Origin of the sequence: Promicromonospora thailandica, assembly GCF_024171955.1 — a bacterium.
GTDB lineage: Bacteria > Actinomycetota > Actinomycetes > Actinomycetales > Cellulomonadaceae > Promicromonospora > Promicromonospora thailandica.
In genome coordinates this window covers 26,398-42,457 of sequence record NZ_JAMTCS010000014.1, presented here as the reverse complement: position 1 = coordinate 42,457, position 16,060 = coordinate 26,398, and the positions used below count along the sequence as shown (strand labels likewise).

Here is a 16,060-nt window from a genome sequence, read left to right as displayed (position 1 = left end):
GGGACGCCGCGGGATCAGCGGGTCTGGGCCACCCAGCTCGCGTGCATGCGGGCGTAGACGCCGTCCGCCGCCACGAGCTCGGCGTGCGGTCCGAGCTCGGCCACCTCGCCCTGGTCCACCACGACCACCAGGTCGGACGCCTCGGCGGTGGAGAGCCGGTGCGCGATCGTGATGGTCGACCGGCCCGCGGTCAGCGAGTCCAGGGCGCGCGCGATGCGCACCTCGGTGGCAGGGTCGACGGCGGAGGTCGCCTCGTCGAGCACGAGCAGGTCGGGCTGTGCGAGGTAGGCGCGCGCGATGGCGACGAGCTGCCGCTCCCCCGCCGACAGCGACTCGCCCCGCTGGCCCACCGCGGTGTCGAGGCCGTCGGGCAGGTCGGCCACCCAGTCGGACAGACCCAGCTCGGCGAACGCGGCCTCGACGGCGGCGCGCGCCCGCGCGTCGGCGTCCGGCCCGGTGACGGGCTCGCGCAGGCCGTAGGCCGCGTTGTCCAGCACCGTGCCGTCGAAGAGGAAGCCCTCCTGCGGCACGAGCACCACCCGCTCGCGCAGGGACGCGAACGACAGGTCGCGCAGGTCGGTACCGTCCAGCTCCACGGTGCCCGACGTCGGGTCGATGAGCCGGGTGACGAGCTTGGCGATCGTCGTCTTGCCCGACCCGGTCTGGCCCACCACGGCCACCTTGGTGCGCGGCGGCAGGTCGAGCGTCACGCCGTGCAGCACCTCGGGGCCGCCCGGGTAGGCGAAGCGGACGTCGCGCAGCGTCACGTGCGCCGGGCCGCGCTCCTGCGTGACCGCGCCCGGCCGCTCGGCCACCTGCACCGGCGTCTCGATGACGGCGATGACGCGCCGCCAGCCCGCGACGGCGTTCTGCAGCTCGTTGAGGATCTCCGTGGCCATCTGCACCGGGCCGGTGAAGAGCTGCACGAGGAACAGGAACGCCACCAGCTGCCCCGCCGTCAGTCCGCCGCCCACGCCCAGCAGCGAGCCGACGACGACCACGACCGCGAGCACGAGGTTGGAGATGAGCACGCCCGACGAGAACGTGCCCGCGACCAGCACCTGCGAGCGCGCCTGGGCGGTGCGCGTGGCCTCGACCGCGTCACCGATGCGCCGCCCGGTGCGCTCCGAGACGCCGTACGCGCGCACCGTCTCGGCGCCCACCACGGACTCGGAGATGGCGCCGAGCATCGCGCCCACGCGCTCGCGCACCAGCGTGTAGGCACGGTTCACGTACCGCTGGCCGTACCGGATCACGAGGAACATCGGGATGAACGCGACCCACACCACGGCCGTCAGCACCGGCGAGTAGACGAGCATGAGCCCGGTCGCCACGAGCACCTGCAGCGCGCTGACCAGCAGCATGATGCCGCCCCACTGCACGAACAGGGACACCGTGTCGACGTCGTTGGTCACGCGCGAGACCAGGGCGCCGCGGCGCTCGGTGTTCTGCGTGAGCGTCGACAGGTCGTGCACGTGCCGGAACGCCGTGGTCCGCAGCGTCGCCAGCCCGGCCTCGGCCGAGCGGAACAGCCGCACGTTGACCATGGCCGCACAGAGCGCGGCGAGCACCAGCGCGCCCGCGGCGAGCGACGCCAGCAGGGCCACCCGGCCGGCGTCGGGCCCGCCGTCGGACAGGATGCCGACGTCGATGGTCTGCTGCACCGCGAGCGGCACCACCACGCGACCCCCCGCCGCGAGCGCCGCGAGCAGGAGCGTGACCCACAGGCCGCGGGCGATCTCCGGGCTGATCTCCAGGCCCTTGCGCAGCGTGCCGAGCACGCCGAGGCGGCTCGCGGACTCGATGCGCGCGCCGTCGGCGTCGAGCAGGTCCTCCGGGACGTCGGTCACGTCGGGCTCGTCCGTCGCCGCGGTCATCGGGCCACCTCTTCCAGCTCGGCCGGCTCGTCGCCGCGATCGGGTCCTGTGTCGCCGGGCCCTGCTTCACCCTCCGCCGCGGCGGCGTCCGCGCGCTCCTTCTCGCGGCGCTCGGTCTCGGCCTCGTAGGCCGTGGCGAGCCCGCGGTAGCCGGCGTCGCGCGCCATGAGCTCGTCGTGCGTGCCGACGTCGACCACGCGTCCGCCCTCGACGTGCACCACGCGGTCGGCGAGCGCCACCGAGGACATCCGGTAGGCGACCATGACGACGGTGGTGCCGGGCGCGCCCTGGCCCGGGTCCGTGGTGTCGGCACGGTCGGCGAGCCCGCGCAGGATCTCCTGCTCGACGCGGGGGTCGACGGCGCTCGTCGCGTCGTCGAGGACGAGCAGGCGCGGCGCGCGGACCAGGGCGCGCGCGATCGCGAGCCGCTGCCGCTGGCCGCCGGACAGGTTGGCGCCGCGCTCGCCGAGCGGGGCGTCGAGGCCGTCGGGCAGCGCGCGCACCGTCTCCTCGAGCCGGGCCAGGCGCAGCGCCTCCCACACCTCGTCGTCGGACGGCGACCCGGGCGCACCGGGGTCGGCGAGCGTCACGTTGCCGCGCACGGTGTCCTCGAAGACGAAGGTGGTCTGCGTGACGAAGGCGACGTGCGCGGGGATCTCGCCGTCGGCCAGGGTGCGCGCGTCGACGCCGTCCAGCAGCACGCGCCCGCGCGTCGGGTCGGACAGGCGGGCCAGGAGGCTGACCAGGGTGGTCTTGCCCGCGCCGGTGCTGCCGACCACCGCGACGGTGGTGCCCGGCTCGACGGTGAGGTCGACGCCGTCGAGCAGGATGATGGTGCGGCCCCGGGCGCCGCCGGGCACGTCGACGCCGACGCCCTCGAGCCGGACGCCGAGGCCGCCGGCCGCCGCGGGCAGGCGGTCGGTGCCGTGGGCGAGCGCGCCGCCCGCGTCGGCGACCTGCGCGATGCGCTCGTAGCCGACCAGGGCGCGCGGGAGCTCGCCGAGCACCCAGCCGAACGCCTGCACGGGCACGGTCATCATGGTCAGCAGGTAGGCGGCCGTGACGATGTCGCCCGGCTCGACGGCGCCCACCGTGACGCGCCAGGTGCCGATACCGAGCACGAGCAGGGTGCCGACGGCGGGCAGGGTCTGGATCACGGGGTCGAACAGCGAGCGGACGATGCCGACGCGCACGTTCGCGGCCCGCAGCTCCTGGGTGCGGGCGTCGAACCGGCTCTCCTCGCGGTCCTCGGTGCCGAGGGCCTTGACTAGCAGGGCCGCCTCGAAGCTCTCGTGGGCCACGTCGGCGACGTCGCCGCGCAGGCGCTGCGCCCGGGTCACGGCGGGCGACATGTGCTTCTGGTAGACCGCGTTGACGGCGACCGTGATCGGGATGACGGCCAGCGCCGCGAGCGCGAGCCACGGGTCGACGGCCAGCAGCATGCCGACGGCGACGCCGATCATGACGACGACGCCGAGCGCGAACGGCAGCGGGTTGAACACGCCCGTGGCGGCCTCGGTGTCCGAGGTGGTGTGGTTGAGGAGCTGACCGGCCGGGTGGGCGCGGTGCCAGGAGGCGGGCAGGCGCAGGTACTGCCGGGTCAGGGCGGTGCGGTGGTCGGCCTGGATGGCGACGACGCCGTAGCCGGCCCAGATGCGCCGGCCGGCCACCGAGAGCGCGAGGCTCACGGCGACGGCGCCGAGCACGAGACCCGCGAGCCAGATCCGGTCGCGAGCCGCCGCGTCGCCCGCGATGGCGGGCACCACCACCGTGTCGGTGGCCCAGCCGACCGCGCGGCTGACGGCGACGGTCAGCGCGCCGAACAGCCCGGAGGCCCCGACGGCGAGGACGTAGAGGCCCGGGTGGGCGCGCATGCCGCGCCACATGAGGGCGAACGAGCGCCGGACACGGGAGCCGGTCAGCGCCATGGGTGCCCCCGTCGGGACAGCCTTCGGTGCGGTGCGCGGGGCATCTGGGGGCACGACAAGACCTCGCTTCTCGGGGTGTGACCCCATTTTCGCACGGCTCGGAAATCGATTCGACAGGTTTTCGCCGTGGGCGTCGCCGACGTTACGACCTCAACCATGGTTAGGGTCAACGAACGTTGCGGGAGTGCCGCTCAGCGCACGTCGAGGCCCGCCGCGCGCATCGTGTCCTTGACCTGGCCCACCGTGAGCACGCCGAAGTGGAACACCGAGGCGGCGAGGACGGCGTCCGCCCCCGCGCGGGCCGCCTCGACGAAGTGCTCGGGCGTGCCGGCGCCGCCGGAGGCGACGAGCGGCACCTGCACCCGCTCGCGGACGGTGCGCAGCATCTCCAGGTCGAAGCCGGCGTTGGTGCCGTCGGCGTCCATCGAGTTGAGCAGGATCTCCCCCGCGCCGAGCGTGGCGGCACGCTCGGCCCACTCGACCGCGTCGATCCCGGTGCCGCGCCGTCCACCGTGCGTGGTGACCTCGTAGCCCGACGGCGTCGTCACGTCGCCCGTGACCCGGCGCGCGTCGACGCTCAGGGTCAGCACCTGCGAGCCGAACCGCTCGGCGATCTCGGCGATCAGCTCCGGGCGGGCGATGGCCGCGGTGTTGACGCCCACCTTGTCGGCGCCCGCCCGCAGCAGCCGGTCGACGTCGTCCGTCGACCGCACGCCGCCGCCGACCGTGAGCGGCACGAACACCTGCTCCGCGGTGCGCCGCACGACGTCGACCATGGTCGCGCGGTCGCCCGACGAGGCGGACACGTCCAGGAACGTGAGCTCGTCGGCGCCCTCGGCGTCGTACCGGCCCGCGAGCTCGACCGGGTCCCCGGCGTCCCGCAGGTCGGCGAAGTTGACGCCCTTGACCACCCGGCCCGCGTCGACGTCCAGGCACGGGATCACACGGATCGCGACCGACATCAGCCCTCCTCTTCCTTCGTCTTCTCGCTCCCGGAGGCCCGGGGCCCGTCCTCGGCGACCGCCTGGTGCGTGTCGAGGATGTCGACCACGTACACCATCGTCTCGCCCGCCAGCCCGCTGGTCGTGTTCGCGTAGCCCTGGTCGGGCGGCACCACCAGCAGCACCTGCGAGCCGACCGTCTGCTCCACGAGGCCCTCGTCCCAGCCCTGGACGAGCTTGCCGATGCCGATCTCCGCGGACTGCGGCGGGGCGCCCTCGCTCCAGGTCGTGTCGACCACCGTGCCGTCGCTCCAGCGGACCGCGGTGAACTCGACCGTCACGATCTGGCCCGGCCGCACCTGCGACCCCGTGCCCCGGATCAGCGGGTGCACCACCAGGCCGGACGGCGGGTCGGCGCGCGGGATCCGCACGGTGGGCGCGCCGGTGTCGTCGAGCCGCACCTGCGGCAGGTCCCGGCCGGCCGGTTCCGCCGGTGTGCCGGACGCCCTGGCGGGCAGCACGTCGACCACCAGCAGCACCGGGACGCCGTCCTCCTCCTCCACGAGCGAGAGCCGGGCGCCGACCCGCTCACCCTCGAGCAGGTCGTAGAGGTCGTTGCCCAGGTCCGGCTCGGTCATCGTGTACGCCACCGGCGCGGTGCGGAACGTGTTCTGCAGCTCCGTGCCGTCCCGCCCGTCCTCCGCGTAGAGGTTCAGCAGCACCGGGTCGTCCCGCTCCAGCAGGTCTCCCGTGCCCGGCCAGACGGTCTGCGAGGCGGGCCGCACCACGGCGAAGGGCTTCTCGTAGTCCAGCGTCGGCGGAGCGCCGCCCACGCCCGTCACCTGCAGCGGCGCCTGCGACACCGACGACGTCGGTTGCGGGCCCACCTCGACCGGGAGGGACGCCGGGGCGCAGCCCGCGGTCAACGCCACCGCGGCCACCACGGCGACGGCACGGACCCAGGAGCTCACGCGCCCAAGTCTCCCACGAGCGCGGGAGTGCCCCGGGGCACTCCCTGTACGACCTCCGGCCGCCCGGCTACATGCTCTCGATGAGCCGCTCCACCCGGTCGTCCACGCTCTTGAACGGGTCCTTGCACAGCACCGTGCGCTGCGCCTGGTCGTTCAGCTTGAGGTGCACCCAGTCCACCGTGTAGTCGCGGCGCGCCTCCTGGGCGGCACGCACGAAGTCGCCGCGCAGCTTGGCCCGGGTGGTCTGCGGCGGCAGCGCCGTCGACTCGAACACCTCCAGGTCGGTGGTGACCCGCTCCACCATGCCGCGCGCCGCGAGCAGGTTGTAGAGCCCCTCGGTACGGGAGATGTCGTGGTAGGCCAGGTCGAGCCGGGCGATGCGGGGGTCGTCGAGCCCCATCCCGTGCTTCTCCTGGTACCGGCGGATCAGCTTGAGCTTGATGGCCCAGTCCAGCTCACGGTCCACGAGCGACAGGTCCTCCGCCTGCAGGGCCCGCAGGCCGCGCTCCCACAGGTCGAGCACCTGCTTGACCACCGGTGTGACCTCCAGGTTGGCCTCCACCAGCTCGCGGGCACGCTCGTAGTACTCCGACTGGATCTCGACCGCGGTCATGGTCCGGCCGTTCGCCAGCGTGACGGGGTGCTTGCCGGTGCGGTCGTGGCTGATCTCGCGGATCGCGCGGATCGGGTTCTCCAGGGTCAGGTCCCGCATCGGGACGCCCGCCTCGACCAGGCGCAGCACCAGGTCCGTGGTGCCGACCTTGAGCATCGTGGTGGGCTCCGCCATCGACGAGTCGCCCACGATGACGTGCAGGCGCCGGTACAGCTCGGCGTCGGCGTGCGGCTCGTCGCGCGTGTTGATGATGGGGCGCGACCGCGTCGTCGCGCTGGAGACCGCCTCCCAGATGTGGTCGGCACGCTGGGACAGGCAGAACACGGCGCCGCGCGGTGTGGCGAGCACCTTGCCGGCGCCGACCAGGATCTGCCGCGTGATGAGGAACGGCACCAGCACGTCCGACAGCCGGGAGAAGTCGCCCGACCGGCGCACGAGGTAGTTCTCGTGGCAGCCGTAGGAGTTGCCCGCCGAGTCGGTGTTGTTCTTGAACAGGTGGATCCGGCCCGGCAGGTCCTCGTGCTCGAGGCGCTGCTGCGCGTCGGCCACCAGACCCTCCAGGATGCGTTCGCCGCCCCGGTCGTACGAGACGAGCTGGCGCACGTCGTCGCACTCGGCCGTCGCGTACTCGGGGTGCGACCCCACGTCGAGGTAGAGGCGGGAGCCGTTCCTCAGGAACACGTTCGAGGAACGGCCCCACGCCACCACCTTCCGGAACAGGTAGCGGGCGACCTCGTCGGCCGACAGGCCGCGCCCGTCGTCGGCTGCGCACGTCACGCCGTACTCGGTCTCGAGACCGAAGATCCTGCGGTCCATGGACTTCCCCTCCCCGTTCGCGGAACGTGCTGCTAGTGGTCGGTCCCGGGCGAGGTGCCGGAGGAGTCCGGTCCTGCGTCGGGCTTGTCGTCACCGGACCCGCCGGCGTCCTCGGCCGTGCCCTCTGAAGTGCCCTCTGCTGCCGCCTCCGGTGCACCCTCCACCGGCGTGCCCGGCTCGGGCGGGCCACCCTCGGGAACGGGCTTCGCGTCGGCCGCGGGTGGTTCGGTGCCCTCGGCCAGCAGGTCGGCCAGGACCTGTCCGTTCAGCCGCCGGAACGCGCGGCGCGGCCGGTCGCGCTCCAGGACGGCGACCTCGAGCTGGGTCGCCTCGATCGTGCGCGGCGCCGCGCCGTCGCCCGAGCCGAGCGCCGCCACGGCGAGCCGCAGCGCCTCCCCCAGGGAGAGGTCGGCACGCCACCCCTCCTTGACCTTCCGCCCGAGCTGCTCGGCCTGACCGCCCATGACGACGAACCCGTGCTCGTCGGCCACCGTGCCGTCGTAGGTGAGCCGGTAGATCTGGTCGTCGGCGGGCTCCGCGCCCACCTCGGCCACGACGATCTCGACCTCGAGCGGCTTGGACTCCGTGATGAACACCGTGCCGAGCGTCTGCGCGTACGCGTTGGCCAGGCCACGCGCCGTCACGTCGGAGCGGTCGTAGGAGTACCCGCGCATGTCGGCGTACCGCACGCCGGCCACCCGCAGGTTCTCGAACTCGTTGTACTTGCCCACGGCCGCGAACCCGATGCGGTCGTAGATCTCCGAGATCTTGTGCAGCGCCCTCGAGGGGTTCTCGGTCGCGAACGCGATGCCGCCGGCGTACGCCAGCACCACCACCGACCGGCCCCGGGCGATGCCCTTCCGGGCGAAGTCCGCCCGGTCCTTCATCAGCTGCTCGGGCGAGACGTAGAACGGCATGTTCATGCGAGGTTGCCCCTCTCTCGGCGCTGCGCCACGATCTGCTCCGCCACGCGGGCCACCTCGGCGTCCTCCACGCGCTCGTACCCCTCCGCGGACACGACCGCCACCACCGGGAAGATGCCGCGCACGGTGTCGGGCCCGCCCGTCGCCGAGTCGTCGTCCGCCGCGTCGTAGAGCGCCTCGACCGCGACCCGCACCGCGGCGTCCGCGTCCATCCCGCGCCGCCAGAGCTTCTTCAGGGCGCCCCGCGCGAACAGCGACCCGGAACCGACGCCGTGGTGCTCGTGCTCCTCGTACCGGCCGCCCGTCGCGTCATAGCTGAAGATGCGGCCGACGCCCTTGTCCAGGTCGTAGCCCGCGAAGAGCGGCACGACCGCCAGGCCCTGCATGGCCATGGGCAGGTTGCCGCGCAGCATCGTGGCCAGGCGGTTCGCCTTGCCCGTGAGGGAGAGCAGCGAACCCTCGATCTTCTCGTAGTGCTCGAGCTCCAGCTGGAACAGCCGCACGAGCTCCAGGCCGATGCCGGCCGAGCCGGCGATGCCCACCGCCGAGTACTCGTCGGCCGGGAACACCTTCTCGATGCTGCGGCTGGCGATCATGGGACCCGCGGTCGCCCGGCGGTCACCCGCGAGCAGGACACCGCCGTCGAAGGTCAGGGCCACGATCGTGGTGGCGTGCGGGGACAGGGTCGCCGGGTCGGTCGTGCCCGCGGGCACGGCGCGGTTCCCGGGCAGCCGGTCGGGGGCGTGCTCGGCCAGGAAGTCCACGAAGGACGACGATCCCGGACGCAGGAAGGCGTCCGGGAGTCGTCCTGCGGTGCGGTCTGCGTTCAGGTTCACTGCCCACCCTTCTGGACGAATCCGCGCACGAACGACTCGGCGTTGGTCTCCAGCACCTCGTCGATCTCCTCCAGCAGGGCGTCGACCTCGTCGTCGTCCTTCTGGGCCGCCGCGGCCGCGGGGGCCGGGGTCTCTGCATCGTCGTCCGGAGTGCGGTCCTCGTGTGACGGGTTGATTCTTTCCTGACCGGCCATGATCGCCTCCTGGTGATTCTCTGACGTAATGCTGGTCCTGAAGCCTAGGTGCCGCTAGGCCCCGACACTAGGCGGTGACACCGACATCGCCCGTCACCTCCGTCCGGAGAGTCCCGCGAGCAGGGCACCCGCGTCGGGGCTGGCGTCGAGCAGCGCGCCGATGTGGCGCCGGGTGCCGCGCGTCGGGTCGAGCATCGGCACCCGCTGCAGCGCCTGCGCCCCGTCGACGTCGAAGATCACCGAGTCCCAGCTCGCCGCCGAGATCTGGCTCCCGTAGCGGGCCATGACCTCCCCGCGGAAGTACGCGCGGGTGTCGGTCGGCGGGTGCTGCACGGCCCGCGCGACGCCCTCCTCGTCGACGACCCGGTCCACCGCCCCCTTGGCCAGCAGCCGGTGGTAGATGCCGCGCTCGGGCCGCACGTCGGACCACTGCAGGTCCATGGCGTGCAGCCGCGGGTGGTCCCACTCCAGGTTGTCGCGCGAGCGCAGGCGGTCCAGCAGCCGCATCTTGGCGATCCACTCCACCTCGCGCGCGCACGACGCCGGGTCGGTGCCCAGCCGTTCCACCACCGACGTCCAGCGGTCCAGCACCGCGTCCGACTCCGCGTCGGTGCCGAGCACCTTGAGCGAGCGCCGCACCACGTCGGCCACCTCGCCCTGGATCTCGAGCGCCGTCATGGTGCGGCCGTCGGCCAGGTCGAGAGGCGCGCGCAGGCCCAGGTCGCGGGAGACCTTCTGCACGTCGGTCACCGGGCTCAGCAGCCGGAGCGCGCCGAGCTCGCCGCGGGCGTCCACGCCGGCGTCGGCCAGCTCGTCCAGGTGCTCGAGCACCCACAGCACGAGCGAGGTCGTACCGGCCTTGAGGTAGGTCGGCACCTCCATCAGGTTCGCGTCGCCGAGGATGAGGTGCAGGCGGCGCCACCGCTGCCGGTCGGCGTGCGGTTCGTCGCGGGTGTTCACGATCGGGCGGCGCAGCGTGGTCTCGAGGCCGATCTCGGCCTCGATGTAGTCGGCGCGCTGCGAGATCTGGAACCCGGCGGTGCCGCTGGTGACGCCCAGCCCCACCCGGCCCGAACCCGTGAACACCTGGCGGGTGACGAGGAACGGCGTGATCAGCTCGGCGAGGGTGGTGAACGGCAGCGCGCGGTCCACGAGGTAGTTCTCGTGGGTGCCGTAGCTGGCACCCTTGCCGTCCACGTTGTTCTTGTAGAGCACCACCTCGCTGCCCGGGAAGCTCGCCAGCTCCCGCAGGGCCGACAGCATCACCCGCTCCCCCGCGACGTCCCAGCGCACCAGGTCCTCCGGGGTCATGACCTCGGGCGAGGAGTACTCGGGGTGCGCGTGGTCGACGTACAGCCGCGCACCGTTGGTCAGGATCACGTTGGCGGCGCTCGGGTCGTCGTAGTCCTCGGTGGCCGGGCGCTCGACCTCCTGCGTCGACCCCGGCCGGCGTCGGCCGCGGCCCGGCAGACCGGGCTCCACGACGGGCACCTGCCCGGTCACGGGGCCCGACGGCGCAGGGCGGGCCGGGTCGTCCGTCAGCATGGACGGCTGCGCCGAGGCACGGTCGAGGTGGAACCCGCGTGCGTCCTGCAGCGGGTCCTCGTCGTCGTAGTCCCAGCGGGCGCGGCCCCCGGTGCCGTCGCTGCGGGTGGAGCTGGCCCGGTAGGTCGTCACCACCTGGCTCGACAGCAGCATGGGGTTGGCCAGCGGGCGGCCCGGCTGCAGCACTCCGTACTCGGTCTCGATGCCCATCACTCGACGCACGCTCACGTCCACCACCCTATGCCGGAGTAGTCCCGTTGGTGAGGCAGGGTCCGCGTGCGCCGGGCGGCGCACACGGACCCTGTCCCGATGGCTGTCAGAGGTACTGACCGGTGTTCTGGACGGTGTCGATGGTGCGGGGCGTGGCGCCCTCGCCCTTCTTCTGGACGATGGTCCGGATGAAGACGATGCGCTCACCCTTCTTGCCGCTGATCCGAGCCCAGTCGTCCGGGTTGGTCGTGTTCGGGAGGTCCTCGTTCTCCTTGAACTCGTCGACGCACGCGGTCAGCAGGTGCTCCACGCGGATGCCCTTCTGCCCCGTGGCGAGGAAGTCCTTGATCGCGTTCTTCTTGGCCCGGTCCACCACGTTCTGGATCATGGCGCCCGAGTTGAAGTCCTTGAAGAACAGGGTCTCCTTGTCGCCGGAGGCGTAGGTGACCTCCAGGAACTGGTTCTCCTCGTCCTCCGAGTACATGCGCTCCACGACCGAGGTGATCATGCCGTCCAGCGCCTCGGTCACGTTGTCGCCGTACTCCGCCAGGTCGTCCGCGTGGACCGGCAGCTCCTTGGTGAGGTACTTGCCGAAGATCTCCTTCGCACCCTCGGCGTCGGGCCGCTCGATCTTGATCTTCACGTCCAGACGTCCCGGCCGCAGGATCGCGGGGTCGATCATGTCCTCACGGTTGGAGGCGCCGATCACGATGACGTTGTCGAGCCGCTCGACGCCGTCGATCTCGGCGAGCAGCTGCGGCACGATCGTCGTCTCCACGTCGGAGGAGAGCCCCGTGCCGCGGGTGCGGAACAGCGACTCCATCTCGTCGAAGAACACGACGACGGGCATGCCCTGACCGGCCTTCTCCCGCGCACGGGCGAAGATCAGCCGGATGTGCCGCTCGGTCTCGCCGACGTACTTGTTGAGCAGCTCCGGGCCCTTGACGTTGAGGAAGTAGCTCTTGACCTCCGGGTTGCCCCCGTTGGCCCGCGCCACCATCCCGGCCAGCGAGTGGGCCACCGCCTTGGCGATGAGCGTCTTGCCGCAGCCGGGCGGGCCGTACAGCAGCACGCCCTTGGGCGGGCGCAGCCCGTGCTCCCGGAACAGGTCCGGGTGCGCGAACGGCAGCTCGACGGCGTCCCGGATCGCCTCGATCTGCGGCCCGAGGCCACCGATGTCCTCGTACTCGATGTCCGGGACCTCCTCGAGGACCAGCTCCTCGACCTCGGACTTGGGCACGACCTCGAAGACGAACCCGCTGCGGGTGTCCACCGTAAGCGAGTCGCCCACGCGCAGCGGCACGTCCATCACCGAGCCGGCGAGGCGCACCACGCGCTCCTCGTCCGCACGGCCGACGACCAGCACGCGGTCGCCGCCCAGCATCTCCTTGACGGTGACCAGCTCGCCGGTGCGCTCGTACTCCCCCGCGCCGACGACCGTCATCGCCTCGTTGAGCTTCACCTCCTGCCCCGGGCTCAGCCGGGTGACGTCCAGGCTCGGGCTCGCGGAGACGTGCATCTTGCGGCCCGCGGACGAGATGTCCACCGACCCGTCCGGGTGCGCGCCCAGGAACACGGCGTAGGTGCCCGGCGGCTTGGCCAGGTCGTCGAGCTGTTTCTTGAGCTCGACTATCTGGTCGCGTGCCGCGCGGAGGGCTTCCGCGAGGCGCTCGTTCTTGGCTGAGAGGAGGGCGATCTGGCGCTCGTAGTCGCGGCTGGGCAAAGATTCGTTCTCGGGATGGTTGTATCCTGACGTGCTCTCGGTCATGACATCCCCTCTCGTAGGGCCCGGGAGGCGACCATATGACGCAAACGCCTCCGAGAACAGCACTCTAAGCAGAGTCACCGACACACCGGGAGTAAGAACACCCGTTTGAGACGTCCGGAGTACGTGATCGTTACAGCCCGTTCACGCGGGCGAGGCGCTCCCGGCCTCGGGCGCAACGCCAAGGTCACGACGCACCTTGCGGACCTTCTTGTCGGACACGGCGCGCTCGCCGAGCTCCTCCGGCGTCCACTCCGCGTCGGGCGCCGTGGGGTACGCACCCTTGGCAGGACGCCGTTTCCGCTCGGGCGCGACGACGCCGTCGGCCAGCCGGCGAGCGGTGATCAGGAAGCCCGTGTGGCCGATCATCCGGTGCTCGGGACGCACCGCCAGACCCTCAAGGTGCCATCCGCGGACCATCGTCTCGAAGGCCGCGGGCTCGGCGAACCGGCCGTCGGAACGCAGGTCTTCCGCTGTGCGCGAAAGCTGGGTCGTGGTGGCCACATAGCAGACGAGCACCCCGCCGGGCGCGAGCGCCGAGGCGACGGCGTCGACGTTCTCCCACGGAGCGAGCATGTCCAGCACCACGCGGTCCACCGAGCCCGGCTCGGCCACCTCCGGCAGCACGTCGGCGAGGTCGCCGACCGAGAGCTGCCAGGCCGGGTGCGGCCCGCCGAAGAACGTCTCCACGTTGCCCTGGGCGATGGCGGCGAAGTCCTCGCGCCGCTCGATCGAGTGCACGCTGCCCGCGTCGCCGACGGCCCGCAGCAGCGACATGGTCAGCGCGCCCGAGCCGACGCCGGCCTCGACCACCCGGGCGCCCGGGTAGATGTCGGCCATCGCGACGATCTGGGCCGCGTCCTTCGGGTAGACGACCGCGGCACCGCGGGGCATCGACAGCACGTAGTCGGCCAGCAGCGGGCGCAGGGCCAGGTACTCGACGTCGGCGGTGTTGACCACCACGGAACCCTCGGGCTGCCCGATGATCTGCTCGTGCTTGAAGTAGCCCTTGTGCGTGTGGAAGGTGCCGCCGGGCTGCAGCGTGATGGTGTGCAGGCGGCCCTTGGGGTCGGTGAGCTGGACCTTGTCGCCCACGCGGAACGGGCCGCGGCGCAGCTCGGCACCGGTGGCGGTCGGGATATCGGTGGGTGTGGTCACGACCGACCATCCTAGGCGCTGGGCGGGACCGCCGCGTCAGGTCGCGCGGATCGCGCGGGCCACGTCGGCGAGGTCCAGGACGCCGGTGACGCGGCCGTCGTCGACCACGGGGACGAGGCGGGCGCCGCCCGACCGCCGGGCCAGGTGGTCGAGCAGCTCCGTACCCGCCAGCGCGGGCGGCACCTCGGACCCACGGACGAACGGCACGGCCACGGAGTCGACGGTGGTCGCCTCCTGCGCCTGCGGGGGCACGGCCGCCACGGCGTCGTCGTCCACGACGGCGAGCGGGACGTCGCCGTGCCCGACGACGACGAGGCGGGACGCCTCGGCGCGGCCGCCGGCCGCTGCCCGGGCGCTCACCGCGTCCGCGACGGTGGACCCGAGCGGCAGCACGAGCACGGGCGCCGCGAGCCCCTGCGCCGACAGGCCCTCCACGGCCTCGCGGCGGCGGCCGTTGGAGATCGCGGCGCCCGCACCGGCCCACAGGAAGGCCCCGATGAGCGCGGACCAGAGCACGGTGGTGAGGTTCGGGGTGGTGCCCTGCACCCACGGCACGACGAGGGCCCAGAGCAGCACACCGACGGCGACGACCCGGCCCACCCAGCCGGCCGCGATCGTGCCCGCCGTGCGGCGTCCCGTGACCGCCCACACCAGCGACTCGAGGATCTGCCCGCCGTCCAGCGGCAGGCCGGGCAGCAGGTTGAAGGCGCCCACGAAGGCGTTCGATACGGCCGCCAGGCCCAGCAGCACGGTGGGCAGGTTCAGCACGGGCGAGGCCTGGTAGGCCAGCCCGAACCCCGCCGCGAGCACGAGATTTGTCAGCGGCCCCACGACGGCAACCAGGAAACCGTCGAGCGGCCGCCCCAGGCCGCCGGTGTAGGCGGTGTGGCCGCCCCAGAGCGTGACCGCGAGCTCGGTGACGTTCTGCCCGCGCGCCCGGGCGACCAGCGCGTGCGCCACCTCGTGCAGGAACACCGAGCCGAACAGGAGCAGCACGAACACGAACGCGGCGAGATAGACGCCGGCACCGAGCCCCGGCGCGCGCGCCTCGATGGCCGGCACGAACAGGATCGTCAGGACGAGCGCGGCGAGGAACCACGACCGGGTGACGATCACGGGCGCGCCGGCGACGCGGCCGATGACGAACCCCTTCGAGCGCTGCGGGGCGGGTGGTGCGGGTGTGGAGGCGGGCTCCGAGGTGGTCACCGGACCAACCTACCGGCCCGTCGCGGTGCGGGCGGCGGCACGCTGTGGAGGGCTGACGGAGGATGTCGGTGGCCGCCCCTAGGGTGGGGGCATGACGACGACGGAGGTGACCCCGGGCCCGGGTGCGGTGGCGGAGACGGGTGCGGGAACGGGGACGGGCGCCGGGGCGGCACCGGTCGTGACGGCACCCTCGCGACCGCCCGCGCTCTCGCCGTCGCGCGCCAACGACTTCATGCAGTGCCCGCTGCTGTTCCGGTTCCGCACGGTGGACCGGCTGCCGGAGCCGCCCTCGGCCGCCGCGGCGCGCGGCACCCTGGTGCACGCGGTGCTGGAGCGCCTGTACGACGCCCCGCTGGGCGAGCGCACCCTGGCCGCGGCCCACGACCTGCTGCCGGGCGAGTGGGACCGGCTGCTGGAGGCCGACGAGCGGTACGCGTCGCTGTTCACGGACGGCGTGGGCCCGGACGGGCAGGACCGCGCGGGCTGGCTGGCCGGCGCCGGGTCGCTGCTCGGCACCTACTTCACGCTGGAGGACCCGAACCGGCTCGAGCCGGCGGAGCGCGAGCTGCTGGTCGAGTCGCAGCTCGACGGCGGGCCGCTGCTGCGCGGCATCGTGGACCGCCTGGACGTGGCGCCGAACGGGGCCGTGCGGGTGGTCGACTACAAGACGGGGCGCTCACCCCGCCCGGGCTACGAGTCGTCGGCCGTGTTCCAGATGCGGTTCTACGGCCTGGTGCTGTGGCGCGAGCGCGGCGTGCTGCCGAAGATGCTGCAGCTCGTCTACCTGGGCGACGGGCAGGTGCTGCGCGGCGAGCCGACGACCGGGCACCTGGAGCACACGGAGCAGAAGATCCGCGCCGTGTGGGCAGCCATCGAGGAGTCGGCCCGTACCGGGGAGTGGAAGCCGCGCCGGTCGAAGCTGTGCGGGTGGTGCGCGCACCAGGCGCTGTGCCCGGAGTTCGGCGGCACTCCCCCGGAGATCCCGGAGGGCGCGGTCGCGCTGCGGCTGGGCCTGGCGGGCTGATCCCGCGGCCGACCCGCACCGCGAGGGCCGTGCGGCGAGGGCCGTGCGGTGAG

The 16,060-nt window shown here is 72.9% G+C and carries 13 protein-coding genes; 1 reads left to right on the top strand and 12 read right to left on the bottom strand.

All coding sequences use genetic code 11. The features are described from left to right. Positions 1–14: 14 nt before the first annotated feature. From APR03_RS20810 to APR03_RS25355, 12 genes are all read right to left on the bottom strand, one after another. Positions 15–1,877: an ABC transporter ATP-binding protein gene (locus APR03_RS20810; protein WP_253838942.1), complete on the bottom strand. Its 1,863-nt coding sequence runs from the start codon at positions 1,875–1,877 to the stop codon at positions 15–17. Further along, positions 1,874–3,805, bottom strand: a complete 1,932-nt coding sequence (locus APR03_RS20805) for an ABC transporter ATP-binding protein (protein WP_253838941.1) — start codon at positions 3,803–3,805, stop codon at positions 1,874–1,876. The genes APR03_RS20810 and APR03_RS20805 overlap by 4 nt, the downstream gene beginning before the upstream one ends. A gap of 191 nt (positions 3,806–3,996) precedes the next feature. Continuing rightward, the gene (gene hisF / locus APR03_RS20800; RefSeq protein ID WP_253838940.1) at positions 3,997–4,767 is read right to left on the bottom strand and encodes an imidazole glycerol phosphate synthase subunit HisF; all 771 of its coding nucleotides are present in this window, start codon (positions 4,765–4,767) and stop codon (positions 3,997–3,999) included. Beyond that, entirely contained in the window at positions 4,767–5,717 is a 951-nt protein-coding gene (locus APR03_RS20795; RefSeq protein ID WP_253838939.1) for an FKBP-type peptidyl-prolyl cis-trans isomerase, read from the bottom strand. Before APR03_RS20795 ends, hisF begins: the two co-directional genes overlap by 1 nt. 67 nt (positions 5,718–5,784) lie before the next feature. Beyond that, a complete protein-coding gene (gene pafA / locus APR03_RS20790; RefSeq protein WP_253838938.1) occupies positions 5,785–7,146 on the bottom strand; it encodes a Pup--protein ligase in 1,362 nt (453 codons plus the stop codon). A 32-nt stretch (positions 7,147–7,178) separates the two neighbouring features. Continuing rightward, complete coding sequence (prcA, locus tag APR03_RS20785) at positions 7,179–8,069, bottom strand: proteasome subunit alpha (RefSeq protein ID WP_253838937.1); 891 nt, start codon at positions 8,067–8,069, stop codon at positions 7,179–7,181. Next, a complete protein-coding gene (prcB, locus tag APR03_RS20780) occupies positions 8,066–8,905 on the bottom strand; it encodes a proteasome subunit beta (protein WP_372494968.1) in 840 nt (279 codons plus the stop codon). The genes prcA and prcB overlap by 4 nt, the downstream gene beginning before the upstream one ends. Continuing rightward, a complete protein-coding gene (locus tag APR03_RS20775; protein WP_121383395.1) occupies positions 8,902–9,099 on the bottom strand; it encodes a ubiquitin-like protein Pup in 198 nt (65 codons plus the stop codon). Before APR03_RS20775 ends, prcB begins: the two co-directional genes overlap by 4 nt. A gap of 93 nt (positions 9,100–9,192) precedes the next feature. Next, on the bottom strand, positions 9,193–10,854 hold the full coding sequence (gene dop / locus APR03_RS20770) for a depupylase/deamidase Dop (RefSeq protein ID WP_253839171.1): 1,662 nt from the start codon (positions 10,852–10,854) through the stop codon (positions 9,193–9,195). A gap of 106 nt (positions 10,855–10,960) precedes the next feature. Next, entirely contained in the window at positions 10,961–12,622 is a 1,662-nt protein-coding gene (arc, locus tag APR03_RS20765) for a proteasome ATPase (protein ID WP_253838935.1), read from the bottom strand. Positions 12,623–12,763: 141 nt separating this feature from the next. Continuing rightward, positions 12,764–13,777 carry a tRNA (adenine-N1)-methyltransferase gene (locus APR03_RS20760; RefSeq protein ID WP_253838934.1) on the bottom strand — a complete coding sequence of 338 codons (1,014 nt, stop codon included), beginning with the start codon at positions 13,775–13,777 and terminating at the stop codon, positions 12,764–12,766. Between the two features lie 36 nt (positions 13,778–13,813). Beyond that, a complete protein-coding gene (locus tag APR03_RS25355; RefSeq protein WP_253838933.1) occupies positions 13,814–14,983 on the bottom strand; it encodes a site-2 protease family protein in 1,170 nt (389 codons plus the stop codon). Positions 14,984–15,074: 91 nt separating this feature from the next. On the opposite strand from APR03_RS25355, the gene APR03_RS20750 reads away from it, so the two are divergent. Next, positions 15,075–16,007 (top strand): RecB family exonuclease, encoded by a 933-nt coding sequence (locus APR03_RS20750; RefSeq protein WP_253838932.1) that lies wholly within the window; start codon positions 15,075–15,077, stop codon positions 16,005–16,007. The last annotated feature ends 53 nt before the right edge of the window (positions 16,008–16,060 follow it).